Below are 26,395 nucleotides of genomic sequence, written 5' to 3'. Positions count from 1 at the left end.
GAGGGGAGACTTCCGGGCCCCGGCAAGGCACCTCCGAGTCATCGCTCGAGGCAATGCCTGCCTGAGAGTGAACTAAACCGAGGGCGCTGATGCCATTTGGGGCGCCAACGCACATTCTACCTCAGTCAGCGCCGCGCACACGAGATCGGCGTAGCCTCGATAGAAGCCGTCTTTGGCATACCGGCGCACATTGTCGCGCCACTGCGAGACCCACGTCAGCGGATGGCACACAGCGAACGAGACCAGATCGGCCAGAACGGCATCTGCCTCATCGTGGCAACTGGCGCGCCGATGCTCGGCGGCCAGGGCGAAGAGCCTCGCTACGAACAAGAGCTCATAGGCCAGGTGGTCATCAGGCTCGTGAGCAAGCGCATCCACCTCCAAGCCGTAGCGTGCGTACATCGCCCGCACCTCGAAGGTCTGATGCTGAAACACCATGCGATCCTTGTTGAAGTACACCGATTCCCACATCGGCGCCGGCACCGTCAGGCCCCCAACGAACAATCGCGCGTACTCGGCGGACACCTCGTGGAAGTCATCGTCGGAGAAGGGCGAGGAACACCGATCCGCCCATGCGCGCAAGCAAGCGCCAGCGCGCAGCGCCTCCTCTCCGCGCACGAAAGGCATCTCGTCGAAGATACGGTCATTGGCCGCCTCAGCGAACAGCACCGGATCCGGTACTCCATGGAAGAGCCGTCCCAGCAGCAGAAACAGTGCCGCGCCTTCTTCCAGGTATTCGGCAGAGAGCCGCTCGTCCTCGATCCTCTCATCCATAGCGTGCTCCCTACTGCTCCAGCGACAGGATACGCACGTCAGCCAGGTTCGTTTTGGCATTGCGGTGAGCCACGATGACCACATTGGGCGCCGTGTCGGCCGAGGAGGGCAGAGGGGCCACATCGGCACAGTCGCCGAACTCGGCTCGAAGCTCGTCGATATCGCCCACCTTGAGCGCGCGCTGGGGGCAGATGGCCACACAAGCCGGTTCCTCCCCGTAAGAGCGCAATTCTGCGCACATATCGCACTTCTCGGTCACGCCCTTGGCCTCGACGAACTGCGGGGCGCCATAGGGGCAGGCCTGAATGCAGGACTTGCAGCCGATGCATTGCTCCTGATCGATGGTCACGAGCCCCGTCTCCTCGTCTTTGGCATGGGCGCCGGTCGGGCACACCGCCACACAGGCAGGATTATCGCAGTGGCCGCAAGAATAGCTCACCGAATAGGTGAACACCCCGCTCGGATGGCAGACGCCGGTCTTCTCGTCCACAGACCAGCCGCCACCGCATACCTCGCGCACCCGACGTGCCCGGGGGCCGATCTCGAAGTTATGGATATCCTTGCACGCCAACTCGCAGGCCTTGCAGCCGCTGCATTGGGCGCTATTGATCAGAAATCCCATCTGGGCCATGATTTACTCTCCTTCCTTGAGCACTTCGCGCGAATCCCACAGATAGTCGGGCACCAGCGGCTCGCCGTCCCACTTCTCGACGTTGCAGATACAGGTGTTCCAGGCCTGATAACCGGTCGTGGTCACGTTCGGCCCGCAGAGCACGTTCATGCAGCCAGCCTTGTCGATGCCAGTCTCCTCGTCGATCTCGACCCACGCGCCCTGGCCCATGGCCAGAACGCCTGGCATCATCATCTCAGTTACCTGCACGGGGCGCAGGCAACGGCCCCAGTTGGAAGTGATGAGCACCGTCTCGCCAGTCTCCATTCCCAAACGCTCGGCATCCAGGCTGTTCATGTACAGAGGATGGTCGAAGGCCTCGCGCAGATTCGGCACGTTGGCGAACGAGGAATGGGAGTGGCGCAAGATATGCAGGCTGTAGATCTGGAACGGGAACTCGCCCTTTTCCTTCGCTTCCCAATCGGAGAAAGTCTGCTCGTAGCCCTCCACCGGCGGCACGTACTCGGGAATAGGAGATATCTCCTTGAAGCCGAATTCTTTCACCTTGTCCACGGCGGCCTGGCAGTAGATCTCCAGCTTGCCCGAAGCCGTGGGCCGCGGGTTCGCCTCGGGATCGTCTCGGAAAGGCTTCAGGGCAATGAAATCGAGGCCGTCGCCAACGGAGCGCTCGATAGTGAAGATGCCATCGCGCTTGAAATCGAGAATCGGCACGCGACCTTCCTGGGGCTGGCCCTCAACGCCCAGTTCGGCCAAGTCCTCTTCGGTGATGCTCACGAGATTCTCGAAGTTCTCGCCGTCCTCCGAGAGGATCTGAGAAGCGGCAACCATATTTATGATCAGCTGCTTCTCGCTCACCGGTCGCAGCACATTGCGATCCACGCCGATGCGGTCGGCCAGCTCAAGGGCGATCTCGGCATCGCTCTTGCATTCGAACAGAGGCTCCACTACCTGGCTGAACCACACGATGGTCTCGCGATAGGCGGGGCTGAGATCGCCGTAGCGCTCCCAGGGGCTCGCAACCGGGAGCACGATATCCGCATACTTGCAATTGGTGGTCATGACCAGGTTCTGGGCCACCACCGTATCCATCATGCGATAGGCCTCGATGCCCTTCATGGTGGCCGGCCCCTGATTGAGGAAGTTTTCCTGGCGGTCGTAGATCATGTGCACGTTGTTGTCGTAGGTCTTGCCGTCCAGACCGATGTACTTGCGCTCATCGACAATGGAGGTCCACATCTGGTTCACGTTCACCTTGCGGTACTCGAGCGGATTGGGGATGCGCTCCATATTGCCGAGCGTAGCGTTGCGCGGATTGGCGTGGTTCATGCCACCCTTGAGCAGCGTCTCGAAACCACCCTGCATCCAGGAATGGCCGCAGTCGGAAGCGCAGCAGCAGCCGGGCTTACCGATGAGTCCGGCCATGGCGCCGAAAGCCATGAGGTTCTGGCAGAGCTGCGCGCCGGATCCGGTACGGGCCAAAGCCGGCGCCGTAATGACCGCAGCACGCTCGGCGCCGCCCAGCATCAGAGCCAGACGCTCCAGGTCTTCGGCGGGCGACCCGCAGATCTCCGAAGCCCACTCGGGCGTCTTCGGCACGCCATCGTAGGTGCCAAGCACGTAATCACGGTAGTTCTTCTTCGGATCGGCCCCCTCAGGCAGGTGGTCGGCATCGAAGCCGATGGTGCAGCGGTCGAGGAAATCCCAATCGATGAGCGGATTGTTCTCCGGATCGTCCTGGGTGAGCAGCACGTAGGCCATAGCGAGGAAGGCGGCGCTGTCGGTACCGGGGCGAATGGGGATGTAGTCGTCGGTGAGCACTTTGGCCGTGGGCGTATAGAACGGGTCGACGCAGACGAACTTCACGCCCGCCTCTTTGCATTGAAGGTAATCATAGGTGGGAAGGCCCGCGCGGCTCCAGGCAGGATTGGAACCCCACAGCACGATGACCTCACTCGAGCGCAAATCGATGCGGTCGTTGGTTTCCTCGGGAAGGCCGATGAGCTTGGCCATCTCGGTCCAGGCGCCGGAAGACACCGCGCCGGTCTGCTCGAGGCAGCCGCCTTTAATATACATCATGCGGCCGATGTCGTAATCGCCGAGGCGCTGGGGCACGCCGCCAGGCAGAAGAATGCCCTCGTTGCCGTAGGTGTCGATGATGCGCAGGATCTCACCCGCAATGAGGTCGAGAGCCTCGTCCCAGCTGATGCGCTCCCATTCGTCGCGTCCGCGCAACTCGCCGTGGGCGTTCTCACCGCCGCCAGGCTGCCAGTTCTTGCGCTTCATGGGGTACTTGATGCGATCGGCGCCGAAGATCATGCCGCGCAGGGCGCGACCACGAGCGCACGCGCGCAACTGGGGGCAGTCCGGCGTGTCGTCATGGGTCTGGTCGGTGCCCAAGCGCACCACTTCCCCATTGCGTACGAAAGCCTTGTTAAAGCCCTTGGAGCCGCAGTCGGCCCAACAGCTGCAGGGAATCCACTCCCCTTCCGGCTGGACGTTCTCGCCACCGGTCTCACTTAAAGGCTCCTTCTCGTTGAAGCCCGCGCAACCTGTCGTGCCGAGCGCAGCCGTTCCCGCAGCCGCGAGGGCCGTCCATTTCAGTAAACTGCGGCGTGTGATTCCCGACTGCGTCGACGACGCGGGAGCCTTCACATCCTCCATAGTCTCCTTCTCCTCTCTTAAACATTGAACCGAATCGAGAAAATCCAGACAGGATCCTCGACGACGTGGCATTATGATCAGCATTCACGACTTCAAAAAGATCAATCAAGTTCTGTTCCAATGCCCGCAAAGAATGAAATATGGAGCAGTCCTTTATTGAAGAAAGCGGGCGAAACTTGCATTAAGCGCCCTTGTTCCGTGTAAATTCGACTTTGTCGCGCTACTATAGGGTTTCCAAATGAGAGGGGGATCGTGAGACTGAGGACATCGTTCAGGCGAGAAGCCGCCCCGGAGGATCTCGTCCATCTTCACGAAGTGCTTTCCGCCGCAGGCGCCTGCGGCGATGCCGGCAAGACAGCGCAAGATGACCGAGCGATTTACCAGCCTTTCCAATTGATGGGCCGGAAAATCATTCTGAGCGACGAAACGCTCGGGGCGATCTCCCAATTCGAGATATTCGCCTCCCGTTGCGACTGCACTATCGGCACCTCCCCGCTCGGCCCTTCTCTGAGTCGCACCTTGGCTCGCATGGACGGCATTTTCGTCGCCCTCCTCAACGGCGCCCGCGCCGATTACCGTACCTGCTGCTTCCTCGATTATCTGAAGGAAGCCGGAGGTTGGACAAAAGGCGTTCCCGACAAGGCAAAGGTTGAGGCTATTATGGGATCTCCCCGGCTTGATCAGAAAGTGCTCGAAGCCTCAAGATGCGCCCATCAGATGATGGCCATCGAGATCAACTCGCTGTGCGGGGCGGCTCCAACTACCATCACCCCTCGTTACGTACTCGCCCTCCACCAAGCCATCAGCCGAACATTTCACCCTGGAGCGCCCACCGGATTACGAGGTTGGGAAGTTAACGACAAAGATTCAGAGGGACTCGGACGCGCCTATCGTCCCCCCTCCCCACTCGAACTTCCTGAATTCCTTCAGGATCTGGTAATGTTCCTCAACAATTCGAAACTGGGGCCCTCTGCGAAAGTGGCGCTCATGCACTACCAGATGGAAGCAACTAAGATGTTCGACACCGATATCGACCAGCTCGCCCGAGCACTCCTGGTGGGTATCTGGCGCAACGCAAACCTCATCACGCACATCATGGCCCCCATCGCCATCACGCCGGCTCTCGCCCAACGCAATCACGACGAAGTGCTCCAACCGTACCAGTTCTGCCGTGGCGCCAGCGAAACGCAAATGATCGACGAATGGGTGTACCACACCGCTCGCGCATCTCGCAATGCCTTCGAAGTGGCCCAATACAGTTACAGTCTGGCCTGTCGTGCCATCGAAAGCTGGGGACGAGCGCTAAACGGCGAGCGGCGCCTTACGGAGATGGCAAAGCGTTTTCTCATCTCCCTCATTGGCAGCCCCGTCTTTTCCGCTTCCACTCTCGCGGAATCCATCGACACAACATTCACCACTGCAGCAAAGCTTATTGACACCGCCGAGAAGGCAGGCATTATCGTTCAAGTCAGTCACGGACGTCGCAACAAGGTCTACGAGTGCCCGGAAGCCACGGGATTCTTCAACGCAATTATGGCCGAAGTGACTCAATGACGGATGTCTCGCACAATTAAGATGAAAGCGCAAAGTGGCGGCCCGCAGGGGGCCGCCGCGAAGGGAGGGAGGTGCTGCCTGCGGAGGAGGGAATGCGCGGGCGGCGCGGATGAGCGATGAGGCTGCCGACTGCGCAAGACGGTCATCGGAGGCATCGCTTCGTACATCACCGTCTCGTACTCGTTCAACTCCGAGCCGAAATAGCCGTCCTCCGACGCCGCCAAATGGCGCGCATCATAGGGGCACGCGGTCTGGCAGGCGCCGCAGCCCAACCACAGCTGCCTCAATCGGTCGACGCCACCCAACAACGGGACAACCCGCCGGACGACCCGTCGCACCCTTGGCAAGCGGCCGCCTTGGCCTCCTCGAGGGCAAGCACCCACCACAACAGCGCCACGCGCTTACGAGTTATCCAATTTCGTACGGAGATCCGCGTGTAGCAGCGTCTCGAAGCCAGATAGTGCATAGAATCCGCGCTTATCAGCGTCCGGAAGACCCCAACGACGCTGATAAGCGCGGATTTCGATACATAAGCGGGCAGTTCGGCTCGAAGCAAGGCGGATAGGCGGCCGCCGTCTCCCCTACTCCGCGTGCTTTAAGGCCTGGTCGAGCTTCTGGCTGATGACCTTGGTGACGCCGTCGCCCTGCATGGACACGCCGAAGAGCACGTCGGCCATTTCCATGGTACGGCGCTGATGGGTGATCATGATGAGCTGGGTCTCGTCGCGCAGGCTGTCGATGTAGGCCGCCAGACGGCGCAGGTTCGTGTCGTCGAGCGCCGCCTCCACCTCGTCCAAGATGTAGAACGGCGTCGACCGGATGCGGTAGACCGCGAACAGCAGCGCCAGCGCCGTGAGCGACTTCTCGCCGCCGGACAGAAGCATCATCTTCGCGATGCGCTTGCCCTTGGGCTGGGCGTTCACCTCCACGCCGGTGTTCTCCAGATCATCCGGATCCACGAGCGACAAATTCGCGCTGCCACCGGGGAAGAGGATGGAGAAGATCTCTTGGAAGTTGCGGTCCACCGCCTCGTAGGTGCGGATGAAGTCCTCCTTCATGCGCGCGTCGATGACGCGGTTGATCTTCGCGAGCGAGCGCCGGGCGCGATCGAGGTCGTCCAGCTGGGCGGCCAGGTAGTCGTAGCGCACCTTCAGCGCGTCGTACTCCTCGGCGGCGTCCGGGTTGATGGTGCCGAGGTTGGCGATGCGGCGGTTGATCTTGAACAGGGCGTCCTCCACCTCGGGCCGGTTCTCCAGGGGCGGCACGGAAAGCGCCGTCTCCAGGGGAACCGCCAGATCGGTCGCGATGTGGTTCACCGCCGCCTCAACCTGGAGCTCGAGCCGCCCCTTCCGCACGCGGGCCTCACTGAGGCGCTCGCTTACGCCGTCGAAGAGGGCGTGGGCCTCATGGGCCCGGCCGCGGGCCTCGGTGACGGAGGAATGCAGGCCCGTGGAGGAGTCCTCGGCGGCGGTGGCCTGCTCCTCCAGCTGACGCGTCCACTTCTGGGCCGAGGCCGTCAGCTCGTCGATGAGGGCGAGCACCGGCTCGATGCGGGCGGCGGAGACCGTCTTCGCGCGCAGGGCCACACGGGCCTCCTCGCTCGCGGCGGCAAGGGCCTCCAAGTCGCGGACGCGGGCATCGCGGACGCGCTCGGCGTAGGTAGTGCGCTCGGAGAGCGTGGCCTGCGCCAGCTTCGCCTCGGCGAGGCTGTCGGAGACGCGATGGGCCTCGCGGCGCAGAGGCGCCAGCTCCTCGGTCAGAGCCTCCTGCTTCTTCTTGCCCGCATCCAGCGCCGCGTCCAACTCCTTCACCCGGGCCTCGAAGGACTCCACGTTGGGACGGGCCGACGCCACGGCAGCCTCGGCCTCGGCGCGCTGGCGCTCGACGGATTCCAATTCGCGGCGGCAGGAGGCCAGCTTCTCGGCGGCGGCGCTCGCGGTGTTGCGGGCCGCCTCGGCACGGCCGCGCAGGTTGGCCAGGGCCTGGGAAAGCTCCAGGGACGTAGCCTGGGCCTGGCGCAGGGCCTCCTCGGCCAAGCGGTGGGCCTCCTCAGCCTTGGCCTGGGCCGCCGCCGCGCCGGAAAGCTGCGCCCGCAGCTCCTCCAAGTGGCGCACGCGGGCGAGCACGCCGGCCCCCTCGTCCACCACGGCACCCCCCACGCTCACCTTGCCCGAGGGCCACACGATGGCACCATCCGGAGTGGCGAAGCGCAGGGCCGCGTCGTCCCGTCCGTGGGCGGAAAGCGCCGCCTCCAGGGTCGGGCACACCACCACATCGCCCAGAAGCGCCTCCACGGCGCCCCGGGCCTCTTCCGGGAAGAGGAGCTCGTCCACGAGCGGGACGCCCTCGGCCCCGCCGGATCGCTCGCGCCACAAGAGGGCGGCGCCGCGGATGCGAGAGGGGCTGGCGTCGTCGCGAATGAGGAAGGATGCCTCGCCCGCGGCACCGGCGGCGGCGAGCTGGCCGGCGATGAGCTCTACCGCGCCCGCGTCCTCCACGAGCAGCGTGGCCACATCCCCGCCCAGAAGCGATTCCACCAGAGGCTCGAAGCCGGCCGAGGCCTGGATGACGTGGGAGAGCGGCTCGCAGAGCCCCAGCACCTCGTCGACGTGCTCCACGAGCCACGCCCGGGCCTCGCCCGCGGACAGGGCGCTCGCGCGCTCCATCTCCTCCAAGGTGGCGATCTCCACCGAAAGCGCCCGATGGGCGTCGCGGGCCTCGTCCATGGCGGCGCGGGCCGCGTCGCGAGACTGCACGGCGGTGCCCACGGCGGCGCGCGCCGCCGCCTCGTCCGCCACCAGCGCGGAAAGCTCGCCATCGGCCTCGGCGGCCCCGGCCGCCGCGCGCTCGGCCTCCTCTTGAGCGCGCGCGAGCTCAAGCGCCAGCTCGGCGGCGCGCCCCTCCACCACCTGCACGTGGGCGAGGCCATGGGAGAGCGCCTCAGTGTTCTCGGCATGGCGGCGACGCGCCGTCTCGCGCTCGGCGGTCATCTTCTCAGCCTCCTTGGAAAGGGCGGAAAGCTCGCGCTCCAGCGCGCCGCGGCGCACTCCCAAATCGCGGTAGACCGCGTCCAAGTCCGATACCTTCTTCTTGGCCGCATCCAGCTCGCCGGCCGCCTCCTCGTACTGGGCCGTCGCGCGCTTAAGCTCGGATGCCGCCTCGTCGGCCTTCACGGCATTGGCCTCGATGGAAAGCTCCAGCTCGCCGGCCCGGGCCATGGCGGCCCGACGCCGCTCGCGCAGCATCATGGCCGCGGAGTCGAATCGCTCGACGGCCGTCGCCGCCGCGCGATGGCGCCGCGACAGGTCGCCGGCGTCCAGCGTCTGCTGGCGGATGCGCTCCTGCAAGGCCTCCACAGCGGCCTCGGCCTCCTGGATGGCACCCCTTCGCTCCTCCAGCTCGGCGGCAAGCGCCGCCTCCCGCGCCTTGGCCGCGTCCCACTCCTTCTGCAGACCGCGCAAATCGTCCACGGCGATGGCGAGGCTCATCTCGGCCTGCTGGGCCGCAAGCTCCTGGTAGGTGCGCGCCTTCTTGGCCTTGCGCTCGAGCGGCCCCAGCTGCCGGGCCACCTCCCCCACCACGTCGCGGGCGCGCAAGAGGTGCTGATCCATGTTCGCCAGCTTCCGCTCGCTTTTCGCCTTGCGCTGCTTGTGCTTGAGAACGCCGGCAGCCTCCTCGATGAGTGCGCGGCGATCCTCCGGCTTGCTCTGCAGGATGGAGTCGAGCGAGCCCTGGGAGATGATGGAATGGGTGCCGGTGCCCAGACCCGAGTCATGCAGGATGTCCAGCACGTCCATGCGCCGGGCCACGGTGCCGTTGATGAGGTACTCGCTCTCGCCGTTGCGGTACATGCGCCGGGTGATGGCCACCTCGTCGAAATCGACCGGCAGCGTGCCGTCGGAATTGTCGAGCACGAGATCGACCTCGGCGAGACCGGAGGCCTTGCGCGCCGAGGAGCCGGCGAAGATGACGTCCTCCATGGCCTGGCCGCGCAGGTTCTTGGCGTTGCGCTCGCCGAGCACCCACAGAACGGCGTCCGAGATGTTCGACTTGCCCGACCCGTTGGGGCCCACCACGGCGGTGATGCCCGGCTCCAGCGTGAGCGCGCTGCGGTCGGCGAAGGATTTGAAGCCCTTGAGAACGAGAGATTTCAGATACATGGGCGCCTAGTCCTGCTTCTTCTTGGCGGCGGCGCGCTCGGCTCTCGCGGCGGCCTTCGCGGCGGCCGCAGCCTCGCGCTCGGCGACCCGCGCCGCCTTCGTGGCGGCCTTCTCCTCGGCCCGGGCCGCCTTCTCGGCCGCCTTCTCGGCGGCCTGCTCCTCGGTCATGCCGATGCCGAAGAACTCGGAGAGGCGCGCGAGCGTGGATTTCGCCGCCTGGCTCTCGGCCTCCTTCTTCGTGCGGCCGACGCCCTGCGCGAGCCCCTTGTCGCCGGCGTACACCTGGGCGACGAAGGTGCGGTCGTGGGGCGGTCCTTGGGTCTCCACCAACCGATAGGTGGGCGTGATGCCGCCCTCCTGCAGCTTCTCCTGCAGGGCGCTCTTGGGATTCTCCGGCTCGCGGGCAAGCTCGAGGGACATCTTGGGCATGAGCGTGCGATCGACGAAGGCCCACGCCGCATCGAGGCCGCCGTCGAGGAACAGCGCCGCCACCACGGCCTCGTAGACGTTCTCGAGCGCCGAGTGCAGCCCGCGCCGGCCCGTGCCGGTCTCCGATGAGCCGAACACGATGACGTCGGCGAACCCGAGCTTCTCGGCCACCTCCGACAGGCTCGCCCCGGAGACGAGGGCCACCTTAATGCGCGTGAGGCCGCCCTCGTCCAGTTCGGGGAACTGATGGAAGGCGGCGTTGGCCACCAAAGCCCCCAGAATGGAATCGCCGAGGAACTCCAGACGCTCGTAGGAGAATTTCACGGCCCGACCCTCGGTGGCGGAAGGATGGGTGATGGCCGAGAGCAGGTACTGGGTGTTCTCGAAGGTGCGACCCACAATCTGTTGGGCGCGCTCGAGCTTGGTCTGCTGTTCTGCGGTGAGGCTCATCGGGCATCAGAGGCGGCGGCCTCCCCCTTCTCCTCGGCGCCAACGGCCGCGGAAGCCGACGCGGGCGCGGCGGCCACGCGCTCGGCGATGACCTCGGGCACATGGGCGCGCACCGTGGCGGCGGCCACGGCGATGCCGTTCTTCACGGCCGTCTCGTTGGAGGAGCCGTGCCCCACGATGACGGCGCCCTTGACACCGAGCAGCGGCGTGCCGCCGTAGGTGTCCGGCGACATCTTCTCTTTGAGCGCGCCGAGCGGGCCCTTCACGAGCAGCGCCCCCACTTTGGAAAGCGCCGTGGACATGAGCGCGGCCTTCAGGTTCCGCATGAGCGTCTTGGCCGTGCCCTCGATGGTCTTCAGGCAGACATTGCCGGTGAACCCGTCGGTGACCACCACGTCGAAGTCGCCCGCCATGAGGTCGCCCCCCTCGCAGTTTCCGGCGAAGGCGGGGACGGCCTCGGTCAAAAGACGGTGGGCCTCCTGGGCGAACAGGTCTCCCTTGGTGTCCTCCTCGCCGATGTTCAGAAGACCGACCTTCGGATGTTCCACCCCCATGATAGCGTTCATGTACACCTCGCCCATCTGGGCGAACTGCACGAGGTACTCCGGCTTGCAGTCGGCATTGGCCCCCACGTCGATGAGCAGGGTCGGACGGGCCCAAGCCGGAATGACCTGGCCCAAGGCCGGGCGCTTCACGCCCTTGATGCGCCCGACGACGATGGTGGCGGCGGCCAGGCAGGCGCCGGTGGAGCCGGCGGAGAAGAAGCCGTCGGCGGCGCCCTCCTTCACGAGACGGCAGCCCACGACGATGGAGGAGTCCTTCTTGGCGCGCACGGCGCCGGCCGGATGCTCCCCCATCTCGATGACCTCGGTGGCCACCTGCGCCGTCGCCCGATCGTGAGCGGCGGCGAAGGGCTCCACCTCCTCGGCCGGCCCGACGAGCGTGAGCCTCAAGTCGGGATCGGCCTCAAGGGCCTGCAGGGCGCCGCGCAGCACCACGGCCGGGCCGCGGTCACCGCCCATGACGTCCACGGCGATTGTTACTGGTTCTGCCACGTTGCGTATCTCCTCAAAACGATGTGCCGCCCGGGGCGGCAGGGTCTTTCGCTGCACGGGCGCTGCGCATCCGGCCCTATCCGCACAGCCTGCGGACACGGTCGGAGGCACGGGCCTATAGCCAAAAAGCCCCCTGGCAGACCAGGCTTATCCAGCTTGGCATGCGAGGAGGCTTTGCCGACATCGCGGAGGCTACCTGGCGCCTCCGCGACCGTCACGCACAAAAGCTACTCGGTCTCGATGACCTCGCGGTCGCGGTAGTAGCCGCAGTTGCCGCACACGCGGTGAGGAAGCTTCACCTCGCCGCACTGGGGGCAAATGGAGCGGGCGGGAGCCGCGATCTTGTCGTTGGTGCTGCGACGGGCGTGGGTACGGGCACGGCCCATTTTGCGCTTAGGTACTGCCATCTCGATTACTCCTTCTATAGCTGGGAACAGCGGGTGCCGTTCACAACTTCTTCTGTAAACGCACGATCTGATATGATACCCAACCGCACGCGGCCCCGCAAGGGCAATTTCCCACGAATTCGCCAGCGGTCACGGCTTCTTCACGACAAGGCGCGCCCGCGCCGCCGAAGTCGCGCGCTTCAGAATGCCGGTGGCCCCGCGCCCGTACAATCCCACGTCGCGGCCGAGGGAGAAGGCGACGGCCACGGCCAAAGCGAACGCGGGCGCGCCGGCCCAGCCGAAAATCTCGCAGCCCATGAGGAAGGCGGTCACCGGGCAGCGGCTCATGGCGGCGAAGAAGGCGACGAGCCCCACAGCCGCCGAGAAGGCCGGATCGCCCTGGGTCATGACCGTGCAGCTCGCGCCGAGCAGCGCGCCCACAGTGAAGGTGGGCATGATCTCGCCGCCGCGCAGCCAAAGCCCGAGGCACACGATGGTGAGCAGCGCTTTCACGGCGAAGGTCCATCCGCCGGCGCGGCCGGCCAGAGCGTCGGAGAGCAGGTTGGCACCCGTGCCCTCGAACCCGCGCCAATCGAACAGCGTGACCAGCACCGCCATGAGCACGCCGCCCAGGGCCGCCCACAGATAGTAGTTCTGCGAGATGCGCTTGGTGAGGCGCTGGGCGCCGTCGATGATTTGAATGTAGACGGTTCCCACCAGCGCACAGGCGACGGCGATCACGACGCATTGGCCGACAACGGGCCACGACAGCGCAGGCAGCGGCACCTTGGGGATGACATCGCCGATGCCGATGATGCTCGCCAAGCCGAAGGCCACGAAGCACGCCAGCAGCATGAAGGGCGCATGCCGCCAAACCGAGCGGTCGTAGCGAGAGAGCTCGACGACGAAGGCCGTCGACCCCAAGGGCGCGAAGAACAGCGCCGCGAAGCACGCTGCCATGCCGCAGGAGGCGGCATAGGCGTGCACGCCGCCGCTGGCGCCTCCGCCGTTGCCTGCGCCTCCGCTGGCGCCCGCGCTCCCAACTGCGCCGTCACCGCCGCTCGTGCCACCTGCGCCGTCGGCACGGCTTCCGCCCTTCCAAACCCCCCTCAAGGGCCGCAGCTTCAAAGGGCGCGCGACAAGATCGCCCAGCGACGCCCCCATGTGCAGGGCGGCCGCCTCCTTGCCCACCGAGGCGCCTCCGAGAATGGAAAGCGCCGTGCCGAGCAGAATGCCCGGGGCGAGCGCGGGCGAGATGGGGCGATCGGCGCAGATATCGTTTATCACCGTGTGCGTCGTGGTGTCCAGCGGAAGCCTCAGGGCGCGGTACAGCAGAAGGCTCGCCACCGCGAAAATGGGCAGGAGGTACAGTAGCCAGCCATGGGCGCAGACGAGATCGTAGGCCCAGCCGACAACGAGGCACAGCACCACCGAGGCCGCCGCCCCCACGACGCCGACGGCCACGGCGAACACCCCGTGGCGCAGCACCTGCGCGCTCGATGCCCCTTTCACCGCATGCCTCCTCGCTTTCACGCATCCGAACCGTACGGGACAACTTTAGACGACCTTTCGCACTCATAGCCCGAAGGGCGGCGAAGCGTTTCCGCCGCGCCGCCCTTCGTTGAAAAGCCGTTATGGACCGGATCTTCTACTTGTCGCCGAAGTCGAAGTTCTTGAGAGCCGCGAACGGGCTCGCCTCCACGTCTGCCTCGTCGCGGGAGCAGCCGCAGGGCCCCTCGTTCAGGTTGGCGCCGCACTGGGGGCACAGCCCCTTGCAGTCGTCGTCGCACAGGGGCACGAGCGGCACCTCGAGCAGCAGGGCCGCCACGATGAGCGGCACCAGATCGATCTTGCGGTTGTCGGGCAGGAAGTCGAACTCGTCGCCTTCCATATCCTCCGGCGTCTCCGCTTCCTCCTCGCCGCCGATGAGGAAGTATCCCTCGATGTCGCCCTCCAAGCCATAGGTCACGTCCTCCAGGCAGCGGGCGCACTGGGTCGTGGCGTCGCCCGCGGCCGTTCCCTGGACGAGGATGGCGTCGCCGGTGTTGGTGGCCTCCACCGACCAGGTGACGGGCGCGGCGAAGGTGTAGGTGTCGGGGCCGGCGGCCAGCTCGGCCAGATCGAGCGTTCCTTCGAAATGCCGGGTCGCCGCCGTCTCCAGCAGCGCCTCGGGAATGGCGATAATCGCCGTGGCATCCGTAGCCATTTTCTAATTCCTTTCCGTAAATGCCACTTCGACCCCGAAATGGCATGCGAGCCGTCACGAAAACGGCCCTTTTTGACTCAAATCGTGCCATTTCGGCCATGAAGTGGCATCGTCACATGCCATTTCTAGGTCGAAGTGGCATTTACTTCCAAAAAAGAAGACGCGCCACAGACGGCGCGCCCTCGTCACTTGCTTGTTTACTGGCGCCACGCAGCCTAGCGGGCGGCGTTCAGGCGATCGCGGCAGCGGCGCGTGTTGTTCAGCAGCGTGTCGAGGCTCTGCTCGATGTGCCCGAACACCTCGTCGGCGTAGTCCTCGGCGCCGGCGCGGGTCTGTCGCTCCAGCTCGCGGGCATCGGCCAGGATGGTGTCGGCCTGCTGCTGGGAGATGCGCACGATCTCCTGCTCGGAGGCGATGGTGATCGCCTGGCTGCGGGCGTCCTCGATCATGCGATTGGCCTCGACCTCGGCGTCGTCCAGAAGGCTCTGGCGCTCGCGCACGATCTGGCGGGCCTGGGAGAACTCCGCCGGGAACAGGTCGCGGATCTCGTCCATGATGTCGAAGGCGGCGGCGATATCGACCTGGCGAAGGTTATTCTTGCCGAAGACCGGCTTCGAGTCCTCCAAGAGGATCGAGAGCTCTTCGAGCAGCCCAAGTACTCCGGTTTCGTCCATGTTGTTCCTTCCTGACTATATCGCATCGCCCCGCGGCCCCATTTGGACACGCGCGGACAGACGTCGTGCACGCTAAGTTTTACCATTCTACCATGATGGAAAAACTATGGAATACCCCCCTCATTCCGTGCACAAACGCTCCAAAAGATCGAGGGTAGTGTCGCCGAAGTGGCGGCGGGAGGCTATTTCGTAGCCGGACGATTCGGCCAGCGCCTCCACGGCATCGTCGTCGGAGGCGTCGTGTTCGTAGCTGACAACGAGGTCACGGGCCAGGGCGCCTGCGTCGCCGAGGCGGCCGAGGAGGCCGAAGATCTCCGCCGGATCGGTGGCGTAGGGAGGATCGAGGAAGACGAGGTCGAAGGGACGCCCGGGCGCCGCCGCACCGCGCTTGAGGACATCGCCGCGCACGAGGCGCGCCCGATCGCGACCCAGACGCAGGGCGGTGATGTTGCGCTCGATGACGGCGGCGGCGTCCCGGTCGCGCTCGCAGAGCACGGCCGTATCGGCGCCGCGGGAAAGAGCCTCCAGGGACAGGGCCCCCGAACCCGCGAAGGCGTCCAGCACCACCGCGCCGTCGAGGCCGTCGCGCAGGGAAACGAGCGCGCTCATGAGCGACTCGCGGACGCGGTCGGTGGTGGGGCGGGTGCCGTCGCCTCTGGGGGCGTCCAGCTTGCGGCCCCGGAATTCTCCGGCGATGATGCGCATTGGTGTCTCCTTCTCGCTTGAGGAGGGGCGACCAAGGTCGCCCCCTACGGGTCGGGTCGGACGGGCGACCGCAGTCGCTGGGTTCAGGAACGGTTGCGACCGCTCCGAAGGGGTTAGAGCGGAGGCTAGCCGCCGACGATGGCGGACTCGTGGGCGAAGGCGAGGCGGACCTCGCGAGCCAGGGCGACGTGGTCGGGCTCCTCCAAGTTCGGATCCACCTCCAGAAGGGCCTGGGCGTCGGCGCGGGCGGCCTCGATGACGGCGCCGTCGCGCATGATGTTCACGAGCTTCAGCCCGCTGGCGCCGTGCTGGCGGTTCCCGAGGATATCGCCCTCGCGGCGCAGCGACAGGTCGAAGGCGGCCAACTCGAAGCCGTCGTCGGTGCTCTCCATGGCCGCCAGACGCGCGAGCGACTCCTCACGCTGGGAAGCGGAGACGAGGAACACCTCAGCCGCCTTCTCGCCGCGGCCCACACGTCCACGCAGCTGGTGCAGCTGGGCGAGTCCGAAGCGGTCGGCGTCCTGGACGATCATGACCGTGGCGTTGGGAACATCGACGCCCACCTCGATGACCGTCGTGGCCACGAGCACCTGGACCTCGCCTTTGCGGAACTGCTCCATGACCTCGCGCTTGGCCTCAGCGCCCATGCCGCCGTGAAGCAGCCCCACCGTCCAGTCGGCGAAGGTGGTGCGCTGCAGCATCTCGGCCTCGCGGGTAGCCGCCGTCACATCGTCGCCGGCGAGATCGGCATCGTCCTCGATGGCCACGGCCGGGTGGTACTCCTCCCCCGCCGCATCGGCCTCGCGCGCGCGTCCCGCCGCCTTGGCATCGCGCGCCTCGGCGTCCTTGCCCACGAGCGGGCAGACGACGAAGACCTGCTCACCGCGCGCGAGCGCCTCGCGAGCCGCCTCGAAGGCGTCTCCCTGCTGCTCGCGGGAGAGCACCCGCGTCGTGCGCCGCGCGCTGTCGTGGGGGCGGTGCTTGATGTAGGACAAGGTGAGATTGCCGTAGAGCGCGAGCGCCAAGGTACGCGGGATGGGCGTGGCCGTCAGGTACAGCGCGTCGGGCGCCTCGCCCTTTTCCAGAAGCTTCGCCCGTTGATCGACGCCGAAGCGCTGCTGCTCGTCGATGACCGCCAGGGTGAGGTTGCGCGGCACGACGTCGTCGGAGAGCAGCGCGTGAGTGCCGATGAGCACGTCCACCTCCCCGGAGGCGAAGCCTTCCACAATAGCGGCTCGCTCGCCAGAGGGCGTGGAGCCCGTGAGCAGGGCGACGCGCGCCCCGGCGCCTTCCAAACGCTCGCCCAGGCCCTCCATGTGCTGGCGGGCGAGCACTTCCGTGGGCGCGAGGAGCATGGCCTGTCCCTCGGAATCGGCGGCAGCGGCCAGGGCGTGGCCCGCCACGACGGTCTTGCCGGTGCCCACGTCTCCCAGAAGCATATGGTTGGCCACCGTCGGCGCGGCCAGGGCGGAAAGAATCTCGCCGCGCGCCCGCTGCTGCTCGCCGGTGAGCTCGAAGGGAAGCGAGGAGGCGAAAGCGGCAAGCCGCGGGCCGTCCACCACGTGGGCGTGGGGCACGCACCCGGCGCTGCGGGCGGCGCCCTCCTGCATGAGGAACAGCTCCAAATACAGCAGCTCCTCGTAGACGAGTCGCCGGCGCGCCTCGTCGGCTTCTGCCATGGTGCGCGGGAAGTGGATGGCGCGCAGCGCGGCGTTCCGGCTCATGAGCCGGTAGCGCAGGCGCAGCCCCAAAGGCAGCGGGTCGAAAAGCCCCTCGGCGGCTTCCAATCCGTTGGCCACGATGCGTCGCACCCAGGCCGCCGTGAGCTTCTCGGTGGCCGGATGCACTGGCACCACCGAACCGGTGACCTCCTCGCCTTCCCCGATCACCTCGATGAAGGGATTGGTCATGCGCTTGTAGCCGTAGTCGAAGGTCACCTTGCCCGAGACGGCCACCGCATCCCCCGCCTTCACCTGATCCATCAGCCACGGCTGGCGAAAGCAGGTGACCATAAGGATGCCCGTGCCGTCCACAAGCGCGATCTCCACGAGCTTGAGATTGTAGCGGGGCTTCTTCAGCTTGATCTCGTGCACTGTGCCGCGAATGGTGCAGACCTCCCCGATACGAGCGGTACCGCAGGTCTCCACCTGGGAAAGGTCGATGTAGGATCGGGGGAAGTGCGTCAGCAAATCGCGCAGCGTGCGCACGCCGAGCTTCTCGAGCGCCGCAGCCCGCGCAGGGCTGACCAGACGAACCCGGGACACGGGCTCGTCCAGCGAGAGCGTAGCTTTTTCCCGATCAATGGGCAAACTATCTTCTTTCTATTACGGCAGAGTCGAACGCGAGATGGACGGCGTGTTCACCAAGCGAGTTCCGCAGATGGTATCGAAGGCGGTGCGATTAAGGGAGAAGGGATCCTTAACGCCTTCGATACCAGCGAGGACTGTCTGAGCGACTGAACATGCCGTCCAGCTCGCGTCCCAGGAGAGCTTCAAGCAGATTATTCAACCGAGAACACGATGGGGTACAAAGGCTGCTCTCCTCTTTGGGCGTCCACTTCCAGCTCGTCGTAGGCTTCCTCGATCTTCGCCACGAGCGCCTCCAGATCCTCGTCGGAGTAGCCCTCGCCGGCCAGAATGGTGCAGGTATCGGCGTCCTCGGCCTCCATCTTGCCGAGCAGCGTCAGCACCGCGCCGTCGATGGAATCGTCCACCGCCTCGATGGAGCCGTCGGCGATGCCGATGACGTCTCCCTCGGCGATGGGGTTGCCCTCGGCGTCCTTGGAGTCGCGGGTGGCCCAAGTGACCTCGCCGGTCTTCACGGCCTGGGCAGCCTCGGTCATCTCCTCGACGTTCGTTTCCAAAGAGGCGTCCACATCCACGGCGAACAGGGCCGAGAAGGCCTGGGGCACCGATTTGGTGGGCACGACGGCACAGGGCGTCTCGGACAGCTCGGCAGCGGAGTTGGCCGCCATGATGATGTTCGAGTTGTTCGGCAAAATGATGACCGCGTCGGCGTTCACCAATCCGGCCGCATCCAGCAAGTCCTTCGTGGAGGGGTTCATGGTCTGGCCCCCGGAGACGATGACATCGACGCCGAGGCTCTTCAGGATCTCCGCCTGACCGCTTCCGGCGGCCACGGCCACAAAGCCCAAAGGCTTGCGCTCGGCCTGTTCCTCGGCGGCCAACTTCTCGTTGCGCTCGGCGGATTGGATCTGCATGTTGTGGATGAACACCTCGGAGATCTGGCCGTGATCGAGGAAGTACTTCAGCACCTGATCGGGGTGGTCGGAGTGCACGTGCACCTTGAACTTCGGCACCTCGCCCACGCACAGCTCGCAGTCGCCCATGGTGGAGAGGAACTCCAGGGCGGCGTCCTTGTCCAGGGTGTCGGAATCCACGAGGAACTCGTTGCAGTAGCGGTACTGGGAGCCCTCCCAGTCGTTCACCTGCTCGATCTCCACCTTGGGGTGCGCGCCCCGGGCGAAGGACATCTCGTCGACCATGGTGCCGGAGCGCCCGAGCAGGGCGGCCGTGAACGCGTCGAAGATGATGGCGAGCCCGAAACCGCCGGCGTCCACCACGCCGTGCTCCTTGAGCACAGGTAGAAGGTCGGGCGTGCGCTGCACCGAGGCGTAGGCCTCGGCCACGATGGCGTCCAGGGCGTCGGGCAGGGGCAGTTCCTGCTCAGCTGCGTTTTTGGCGGCGGCTGCAGAATCGCGCAGCACCGTGAGGATGGTGCCCTCCACCGGCTTGCGCACGGCCTGGAAGGCCACCTCGCGGGCGCGCTCGAAGGCGCCGGCGATGGACTCGACGTCGAACTCGTCGAAGCCCTGGCTGCCCTCGCATAGGCCGCGCAGGATCTGGGAGGTGATGACGCCGGAGTTGCCGCGCGCACCCATGAGGGCGCCGGTGGTGACGGCCTTGCGGATGTCGGCGCCCGAGGCGCCGATGGGAAGGTTCGCCACGTTGCTGACCACCGACTGGATGGTGAGCGACATGTTCGTACCGGTGTCGCCGTCGGGCACCGGGAACACGTTCAGGCGGTTCACTTCCTCCTTGCGCTCGTCGAGAACCTTGGCGGCGGCGGCCACGGCGTTCAGCACGTTGTTGGAAGAGTAAGTCGTAGTAGACATGAGGGGTTAATTCTCCTTCAAGGGCGAGCTGCCCGCATCAGGCGGGCACTTGAGCCCATCTCGCGATGAGCCTTAGCGGCGCACCTTGACATCCATGACGTGAACATCCACACCGGCCAGCGGCACGCGCGCGTACTCCTTCAGCGCAAAGCTGACCTGGTCGATGAGGTTGCGGGAAACCGTGGCGATGTTGGTGCCGTATTCCACGACGATGTACAAATCGACGTGCACGCCCTCTTCCAGAGAGCTGACCACCACGCCGCGGCGCAGGCGCGAGGCGGGCAGGATCTTGGCGATGCTGTCGGCGGCGTTGGGAGCGCACACCCCCACCACGCCGTAGCATTCCATGGCGGCGTTGCCGACCAGGTCGGCAAGCACGTCGTTGGCAACGTGGAGGTTGCCGGGTATCGTAGAACTCATGGGACAAATCCTTTCCGCTGAGCTTTGCATACATAGTCGAGAAGAGTATAGCGCAACGAACACTCCGCCGCCGTTACCCCCTGATGACAGTCGGTCATATTCCACAAACGAACTCGCATCACCGGGGGCGCCGCGAAGGAGGCGGGACGACCCGTGCTCAAGCAACGGCGCGCTTGGTGGAACAGCCCACTGGGCTGTTCCAGTCGCTGCGCAACCTGCGCGCGGGCCGTCCTGCCTCCTTCGCGGCGTCAACTTTGTGCCAAAACAGAGAAAGCCCGCGGGGCGGGCTTTTGGATTCTCTGGAAAAGAAAGCGGGAGCGCTCTTGCTAGGCGCGCTCCACCTTTCCGGCCTTCATGCAGGAGGTGCACACGTTGGCACGACGGACATGGCCCTTCGCGTCGCGAATGGTGATCTTCTGGATGTTGGGACGGAACATGCGGTTGCTCACACGGTGAGAGTGGCTGATGCTACGACCGGCAACCGGGTGCTTACCGCAAACTTCGCAAACCTTCGACATTGATATCAACTCCGTAGTGCTTGTTGTTTCGTTTTGGACACAGCTCGCCAACTATAGCACAGCGCGCGGCGAGAGGGCAACAGAAATTATGCGATCACCAGCAAACGCTTGCACGAGGGGCACATACCCAGCGGTGCCTGGTTGCGCAGATCGATGAGACGGCCTCCGTCGATGACCGTGCGGCAGGCGCCGCAGCGGTTGCCGTCGAGCACGCCGATGGCCACACCGGAGCGAGCCGCCGTGCGGTTGTAGACGTCCAAAAGCTGCGGGGAGACCTTCGTCTCCACCTGGCCGCGGGCCGCCTCCAGCTTGGCGATGGCGAGCTTGAGGTCGCCCCCCTGCTTCTGGAACGAGTCGATGGCCTCCTGCTCCTTGGCGCCGATCTCCTCCAGGGCGAGCGAGATCTGGGCCTCCATGGCGCTGATCTTGTCCAGCTCGGCGGCCACTGCGGCGCGGTCCTCGGCAATGGTGGCGCGGCGGCGAACGATGCCGGCCAGCTCCTTGGTGCGGGCCTCCACGTTGCGGAAGTCGCCGTGGGCCGCGTCGATGGCGGCCTGGACGCCGGCCTCTTTCTTGGCGAGCGACGCGTCCTCGTCGTCGATGCGGGTGATCTTCTTCGTAGTGGCGCGCTTGAGCTCGGCCACCTGCTCGGATTTGGCCTCGACGGCGGTCTTCTTATCGCGGGCGGCCACGATGATGCCGCGCTGGGGCAGCTCGTCAAGCTCCTTGCTCAGGCGCTTGATCTCGAGATCGATGCGCTGCAGTTCGAACAGACCTTCGATATCGTCGCGCGTAGCCTCCATGGAACCTCACTTTCGATCTCTGTTTTCTCCCTGACAATAATAGGCGAAAACCCAGATCTTGGGCAGGGGCAATGGAGAAAATTACGCAACTAGACGCGGACGGCCTCCGGCGTCCACCAGTTCTCGGACTGATCGACGAGCGTCACCGCCTCGGCGGGGACGCCGGCGCGGGCCAGCGCCTCGGCCAGCACGGCCACCAAGGGCAGCTCGCTCACATCGTGGCCGAGCTCGATGACGGCCACGTGCGCCGCCGCCAGCTCCAGCGCGGTATGGTACTTCATCTCGCCGCAGACGACGGCGTCCACCCCGGCCGCGACGAGCGCCGGCGCAAGGCTTCCCGCCGAGCCCGTGGCCGTGACGACCCGGCGCACCGCAGCGTCGGGCGCGCCCCATACCCGCGGCGCGCGCCCAAAGACCGCCATGCAGCGGGCCGCCAGGCGCGCCAAGGTCTCGGGCTCGCCGTCGTTGTCAGGCACCTCGCAGATCTGCCCGTAGCCCTTGCGCCGCGAACCCTCCAAGGGCTCGGCGAAACGCAGGGTGAACTTGAGCCCCAGCATACCGGGCAGCACCCGGGCCGCCGCCGGGCTCACATCGAGCGCCGTGTGGAAATCCATGAGCGCCACCTGGTTGCGAATGGCGGCCCACACCACGGCGCCCGGGCTTTCCAGGGCGCTCGCCTCGGGCGCGAAGCCGTCGGGGGCCTCGAGAAACGCCGGATGATGGGTGAGAAGCACGTTGGCCCCAGCCTCGGCAGCCGCGGCCACGGCAGCCGGCGTGGCGTCCAGGGCCACGGCCACCCGGGTCACGGGCAGCGAGCGCTCCCCCACCAGAAGCCCGGTGCGGTCCCACTTCTCGGCATCCTCGGCCGGGAACTCCTTCAGCAGCGCCTTCTCCAGGCCGCCGATGGTCATGTTGAACGTACGCGGCGCGAGATGGGACTCGCCCCGCTTGGAAAGAGCCTCGGTGCTGGCCTTGTCGGCCTTGTTGAACAATCCCATATGATCAGCTTCTTTCTTGGAACGGAATCGGCGCGCCCTATCGCGGACGCACCCTATTCGATGGTAATGCTTCGGCGGTCGCCTGTGGCTGTCGGGACGGTAACGCTTCTGTAGCCCGCCTCGTACATGAGCCCGTAGGCCCGCTCGATGTCCCGGGCCACGTTGACCGGGTCGTGGGAATCGCAGCCCACCGTGCAGGGCACGCCGGCGCGGCGGAAAGCGGCGAGCAGCCCCGGGGCGGGGAACATCTCGGCGCAGGCGTAGTAGGCGCCCGACGTGTTCACCTCCACCATGCGGCCGCCGGCGCGCGCCGCCTCGGCCATCTCATCGTAGAGGCGTTCCAAGTTGAAGCTCGGATAGTAGCCGAACTTCTTCGCTAAGTCAGGATGGCTCATGGCGTCGTAGGGCAGGCTCGCATTCGAAGCCGCCTCGCACCACAGCTCGCCGTAGCGGCGCCAGATGGCATCCGGTGCGCCGGGCTCCGTCCAGCGGGCCTTCTGGTCGGGGTCGTCGAAGGCCCAGCCGTCGATGAAGTGCACCGACAACAGACGGAAGCGGAAGGGGGCCAGAGCGCCCTCGGTGAGCTGGCGGTCCTCCAAGGCGCCGAGGTAGTCCATCTCGGTGCCGGTGACGAACTCGATCTGCGGGTACCGGGCGCGGGCCTCGTCGATCTCGGCCAGGTAGGCATCGACCATCGGCGGCCTCATGGAGAGGTACTCGTCGGGGTCGAAGGCCTCAGAGAGCGGGAAGTGCTCGGTGAAGGCGAGGGTGGTCAGGCCGGCGGCCGCGGCGGCGTCGGCGTACTCGGCGATACTTCCGATGCCGTGGCCGGAATAGACGCAATGGCAATGGGTGTTTACGAGTTCCACTTAATTGTTCTCCTTGTCCACGTGTGGACTGGGGGCGGAAGTGCCGTATCTGAATGGCTTATGCTATCTGTCCGCGGTCGAGGAGGCGGAGGAAGTGCCGTGCTCAAACAGCATTGAAGTGCAGGGCTCACTGAGGGTTCTAGCATTGCCAAATGCACTTCAATGAACTGCGCGCGGCACCACCTCCGCCTCCTCGACCGCTGCACTCACTCAGATGCGGCACCACCGCCCCCACCCCACACGCTGCTCTTACGAATACGAATGTCTTACCAGTTTAGTACCTTCTTTAATGCCTTCTCGAAGGCCGCTATGTCGGCCTCGGTGGTGTATCTTCCCATGGAGATGCGCAGGGCGTTGTAGGATGTATCGCCGGTGATGCCCATGGCGCGCAAGACGTGGCTCGGCTCCAGGGAGTGGCTGGAGCAGGCGCTGCCGCCGGCGACGCAGATGCCGAGCTGGTCGAAGCGCAGCACCATGGTCTCGCTCTCCCACTCGTCGGCCAGGCCGTGGACGATGTTGGGGAGGAAGTCGCGGCTGCCCGCATCCACCTCCACCGTGGGCTGGATGCCGTCGGTGGCGGCTATGGCCGCGTAGAGGCGGTCGCGCAGGGCGCGCAGGCGGGCGGACTCCTCCGGCTCGGCCTCCTGGGCCGCCTCCAGGGCAGCGACGAAACCGGTGATGCCGGCGACGTTCTGGGTGCCGCTGCGGCGACCGGATTCCTGACCGCCGCCCAAAAGGTACGGGGAGAAGGGAGTGCGGGCCTTCAGGTACAGGGCGCCCACGCCCTTGGGGCCGCCGATCTTGTGGGCCGAGAAGGAGGCCGCGTCCACGCCGAGCTTCTGCACGTCGAGCGGCATCTTGCCCAGGGCCTGCACGGCATCGGTGTGGAAGAGGGCGCCGCGCTTGTGGGCCAGTTCGGCTAGCTCGCGGATGGGCTGGATGGCGCCCACCTCGGAATTGGCCGCTTGCACCGAGACGAGCACCGTGTCGTCGGTGAGCGCCTCGGCGAGAGACGCGACCTCGATGAAGCCCTGGCGGTTGGGGCGCAGGTAGGTGACGCGCACGCCTTCGGCCTCAAGGCGCCGGCAGGGCGCGAGCACGGCATCGTGCTCGATGGCGGAGGTGATGACGTGCAGGGCGCGGTCCTTCTGGCCGGTAAGGCGCCGCTGCTCGGCGGCCGCCTGCACAAGGCCGAGGATGGCCGCGTCGTCGGCCTCGGTGGCGCCGGAGGTGAAGACGATCTCATCGGGGCGCCGGGCGCCCAGGGCCCGGGCCGCGCGGCGCCGGGCGCTTTCCAGAAGGTCGAAAGCGGCGCGCCCCACCCCGTACAGGGCGTTGGCGTTGGCGTTCACGGCGAGGTTGGCCGGACCGGGCACCTGGAAGGGCGCCATGGCGCCGGCCGCCTCGGCGCACAAGGGGGCGGTGGCGGCGTAGTCCAGATAGATGAAGTCCGCCGCCGGCTCGGGCAGGGTGGCGTCCTCGGCATCGGCGCGCCCCTCGGCCATGGCCACATCGGCCGCCAACTCGCGCTCGACGGCCGCAAGGTTTTCCGCAGTGTTGCTCATCGCGCTCCTTCTTCTTCCTAATTCCATTGGCCGCGGGCCAAGGCATTCTCGCGGGCCTCATCGGCCGCGTCTTTCACGGCGCCTATGGCAGCCCGCGGGTCGTCAGCCTTGAACACGGCGTTGCCGCAGACGAGCACATCGGCCCCGGCGGCGGCCACAAGCGGCGCCGTGGCCAGCCCGATGCCGCCGTCCACCTGGATGAGCAGCTCCTCGTTGCCGGCCGCCCGCGCCATCTGCACCACCTCGGCCACCTTCAAATCGGATCCCGCGATGTAACTTTGGCCGGAGAAGCCCGGCTCCACCGACATGACGAGCGCCATGTCCAGCTCGGCGATGACCGGCGAAAGCGCGCTCGCGGGCGTCTTGGGCTTTAAGGCCGCCGCTGCCAGAAGGCCCGCCTCGTGAATCTGGGCCACGGCCCGCTTAAGGTCGGCTTCGTCCAGCGCCTCCACGTGCACGTTCAAAAGGTCGGCGCCGGCGTCGATGAACCATGGCAGCTCGTCCAGCGGGTTGTCGATCATGAGATGCACGTCGCACAGAAGGTTCGTGGCGGGCTTGAGCTGCTTCAAGAGCGGCACGCCCATGGTGAGGTTCGGCACGAAGTGGCCGTCCATGACGTCGATGTGGACGAAGGCGGCGCCGCCCTCCTCGATCATGCGAATGTCCCGTCCGAGGTTCATGAAATCGGCGGACAGGATTGAAGGGGCGATTTTCACAGGTTGGTACATAGGACGCATCCTCATCTCGCGGCTTTCCGATGGCGACATTCTACCGCGACGGCGAGGCCCCGACGGCCTATAATGACCATCAGCGGCAAACCTGCACGGAGCGGCCCGGCGCCCACGGCCGGCCCCGCAGATGCGCCCGCGCCCCGATGGGGCGCCGACGCCTTCCGACGAGAGCGAGGACACCCATGCCCAGCACGACTCGCAGCACCTTCTTCACCTATCCGACGAAGTTCGGGCCCGTCACCATCGCCGCCGACGGTACCGCCGTAACCGCCGTCAGCTTCGGCGAGCAGAACCTCCCCGGCGACCGACAGCCCACGGCGCTCACCACCGAGGCCGCCAACCAGATCATGGCCTACCTCGCCGGCCAGCGCTCGGCGTTCACCGTTCCCATGCGCCCCGATGGCAGCGCCTTCCAGCAGGAGGTATGGAAGGCCGCGGCGAACATCCCCTACGGGCACACGACCACGGCCCGCGCCCTCGCCGAAACGCTGGGGCGCCCCGGCTCCTTCCGCTCCGTCGGCGCCGCCCTGCGCGCCTGCCCCACTCCCCTGCTCGTACCAACCCACCGCATCGTCACCGCCACCGGCAAACCCACCAACGACATCAACGCCGCCCTATTGAAACTGGAGCAGCAGCCGCTCGCCAAGTAGCGCTCCCGGGCACCGGAGCAA

At 66.1% G+C, this 26,395-nt stretch carries 22 protein-coding genes; 2 read left to right on the top strand and 20 right to left on the bottom strand.

The window, feature by feature from the left end; translation table 11 throughout:
• Window positions 1-72: 72 nt before the first annotated feature.
• The 3 genes from AEQU_RS11830 to AEQU_RS04285 are packed head-to-tail and all read right to left on the bottom strand — an operon-like array spanning window position 73 to window position 4,066.
• Entirely contained in the window at window positions 73-774 is a 702-nt protein-coding gene (locus tag AEQU_RS11830) for a TorD/DmsD family molecular chaperone (protein ID WP_022739705.1), read from the bottom strand.
• A gap of 10 nt (window positions 775-784) precedes the next feature.
• Entirely contained in the window at window positions 785-1,405 is a 621-nt protein-coding gene (locus AEQU_RS04290) for a 4Fe-4S dicluster domain-containing protein (RefSeq protein WP_022739704.1), read from the bottom strand.
• A 3-nt stretch (window positions 1,406-1,408) separates the two neighbouring features.
• Window positions 1,409-4,066, bottom strand: coding sequence for a molybdopterin-dependent oxidoreductase (locus tag AEQU_RS04285; protein ID WP_022739703.1), 2,658 nt, complete (start codon window positions 4,064-4,066; stop codon window positions 1,409-1,411).
• A 252-nt stretch (window positions 4,067-4,318) separates the two neighbouring features.
• Between AEQU_RS04285 and AEQU_RS04280 the strand changes: the two genes are divergently transcribed.
• A complete protein-coding gene (locus AEQU_RS04280) occupies window positions 4,319-5,620 on the top strand; it encodes a Fic family protein (RefSeq protein ID WP_022739702.1) in 1,302 nt (433 codons plus the stop codon).
• A gap of 581 nt (window positions 5,621-6,201) precedes the next feature.
• On the opposite strand, the gene smc is transcribed toward AEQU_RS04280, so the two are convergent.
• From smc to rpe, 17 genes are all read right to left on the bottom strand, one after another.
• Window positions 6,202-9,780 (bottom strand): chromosome segregation protein SMC, encoded by a 3,579-nt coding sequence (gene smc, locus AEQU_RS04270; RefSeq protein ID WP_022739701.1) that lies wholly within the window; start codon window positions 9,778-9,780, stop codon window positions 6,202-6,204.
• 6 nt (window positions 9,781-9,786) lie between these two features.
• A complete protein-coding gene (gene rnc / locus AEQU_RS04265; RefSeq protein ID WP_022739700.1) occupies window positions 9,787-10,659 on the bottom strand; it encodes a ribonuclease III in 873 nt (290 codons plus the stop codon).
• Window positions 10,656-11,714: a phosphate acyltransferase PlsX gene (plsX, locus tag AEQU_RS04260; RefSeq protein WP_022739699.1), complete on the bottom strand. Its 1,059-nt coding sequence runs from the start codon at window positions 11,712-11,714 to the stop codon at window positions 10,656-10,658. Before plsX ends, rnc begins: the two co-directional genes overlap by 4 nt.
• A gap of 227 nt (window positions 11,715-11,941) precedes the next feature.
• Entirely contained in the window at window positions 11,942-12,121 is a 180-nt protein-coding gene (gene rpmF, locus AEQU_RS04255) for a 50S ribosomal protein L32 (protein ID WP_022739698.1), read from the bottom strand.
• 129 nt (window positions 12,122-12,250) lie between these two features.
• Window positions 12,251-13,612 (bottom strand): chloride channel protein, encoded by a 1,362-nt coding sequence (locus AEQU_RS04250; RefSeq protein WP_022739697.1) that lies wholly within the window; start codon window positions 13,610-13,612, stop codon window positions 12,251-12,253.
• 136 nt (window positions 13,613-13,748) lie between these two features.
• Entirely contained in the window at window positions 13,749-14,306 is a 558-nt protein-coding gene (locus AEQU_RS04245; RefSeq protein WP_022739696.1) for a YceD family protein, read from the bottom strand.
• Between the two features lie 215 nt (window positions 14,307-14,521).
• Window positions 14,522-14,980: an ATP synthase subunit B family protein gene (locus AEQU_RS04240; RefSeq protein ID WP_022739695.1), complete on the bottom strand. Its 459-nt coding sequence runs from the start codon at window positions 14,978-14,980 to the stop codon at window positions 14,522-14,524.
• A gap of 120 nt (window positions 14,981-15,100) precedes the next feature.
• A complete protein-coding gene (gene rsmD / locus AEQU_RS04235) occupies window positions 15,101-15,685 on the bottom strand; it encodes a 16S rRNA (guanine(966)-N(2))-methyltransferase RsmD (RefSeq protein WP_022739694.1) in 585 nt (194 codons plus the stop codon).
• 125 nt (window positions 15,686-15,810) lie between these two features.
• A complete protein-coding gene (locus tag AEQU_RS04230) occupies window positions 15,811-17,994 on the bottom strand; it encodes an ATP-dependent DNA helicase RecG (RefSeq protein ID WP_022739693.1) in 2,184 nt (727 codons plus the stop codon).
• Window positions 17,995-18,185: 191 nt separating this feature from the next.
• Complete coding sequence (locus tag AEQU_RS04225; RefSeq protein WP_022739692.1) at window positions 18,186-19,820, bottom strand: DAK2 domain-containing protein; 1,635 nt, start codon at window positions 19,818-19,820, stop codon at window positions 18,186-18,188.
• Window positions 19,821-19,892: 72 nt separating this feature from the next.
• Window positions 19,893-20,240, bottom strand: coding sequence for an Asp23/Gls24 family envelope stress response protein (locus AEQU_RS04220; RefSeq protein ID WP_022739691.1), 348 nt, complete (start codon window positions 20,238-20,240; stop codon window positions 19,893-19,895).
• A 326-nt stretch (window positions 20,241-20,566) separates the two neighbouring features.
• Window positions 20,567-20,758, bottom strand: a complete 192-nt coding sequence (rpmB, locus tag AEQU_RS04215) for a 50S ribosomal protein L28 (RefSeq protein WP_016308562.1) — start codon at window positions 20,756-20,758, stop codon at window positions 20,567-20,569.
• Window positions 20,759-20,844: 86 nt separating this feature from the next.
• Complete coding sequence (locus AEQU_RS04210; protein ID WP_022739689.1) at window positions 20,845-21,561, bottom strand: zinc ribbon domain-containing protein; 717 nt, start codon at window positions 21,559-21,561, stop codon at window positions 20,845-20,847.
• Window positions 21,562-21,650: 89 nt separating this feature from the next.
• Window positions 21,651-22,559 (bottom strand): Nif3-like dinuclear metal center hexameric protein, encoded by a 909-nt coding sequence (locus AEQU_RS04205; RefSeq protein WP_022739688.1) that lies wholly within the window; start codon window positions 22,557-22,559, stop codon window positions 21,651-21,653.
• A 53-nt stretch (window positions 22,560-22,612) separates the two neighbouring features.
• Window positions 22,613-23,428: a histidinol-phosphatase gene (locus AEQU_RS04200; RefSeq protein WP_022739687.1), complete on the bottom strand. Its 816-nt coding sequence runs from the start codon at window positions 23,426-23,428 to the stop codon at window positions 22,613-22,615.
• 266 nt (window positions 23,429-23,694) lie between these two features.
• Window positions 23,695-24,993 (bottom strand): cysteine desulfurase family protein, encoded by a 1,299-nt coding sequence (locus tag AEQU_RS04195; RefSeq protein WP_022739686.1) that lies wholly within the window; start codon window positions 24,991-24,993, stop codon window positions 23,695-23,697.
• 17 nt (window positions 24,994-25,010) lie between these two features.
• The gene (gene rpe / locus AEQU_RS04190; protein WP_022739685.1) at window positions 25,011-25,721 is read right to left on the bottom strand and encodes a ribulose-phosphate 3-epimerase; all 711 of its coding nucleotides are present in this window, start codon (window positions 25,719-25,721) and stop codon (window positions 25,011-25,013) included.
• Window positions 25,722-25,906: 185 nt separating this feature from the next.
• On the opposite strand from rpe, the gene AEQU_RS04185 reads away from it, so the two are divergent.
• On the top strand, window positions 25,907-26,374 hold the full coding sequence (locus tag AEQU_RS04185) for a methylated-DNA--[protein]-cysteine S-methyltransferase (protein WP_022739684.1): 468 nt from the start codon (window positions 25,907-25,909) through the stop codon (window positions 26,372-26,374).
• The last annotated feature ends 21 nt before the right edge of the window (window positions 26,375-26,395 follow it).

The sequence above is a fragment of the Adlercreutzia equolifaciens DSM 19450 genome (assembly GCF_000478885.1).
In the GTDB taxonomy this organism is placed as follows: domain Bacteria; phylum Actinomycetota; class Coriobacteriia; order Coriobacteriales; family Eggerthellaceae; genus Adlercreutzia; species Adlercreutzia equolifaciens.
This window is presented reverse-complemented; position numbering and strand designations above follow the sequence as displayed.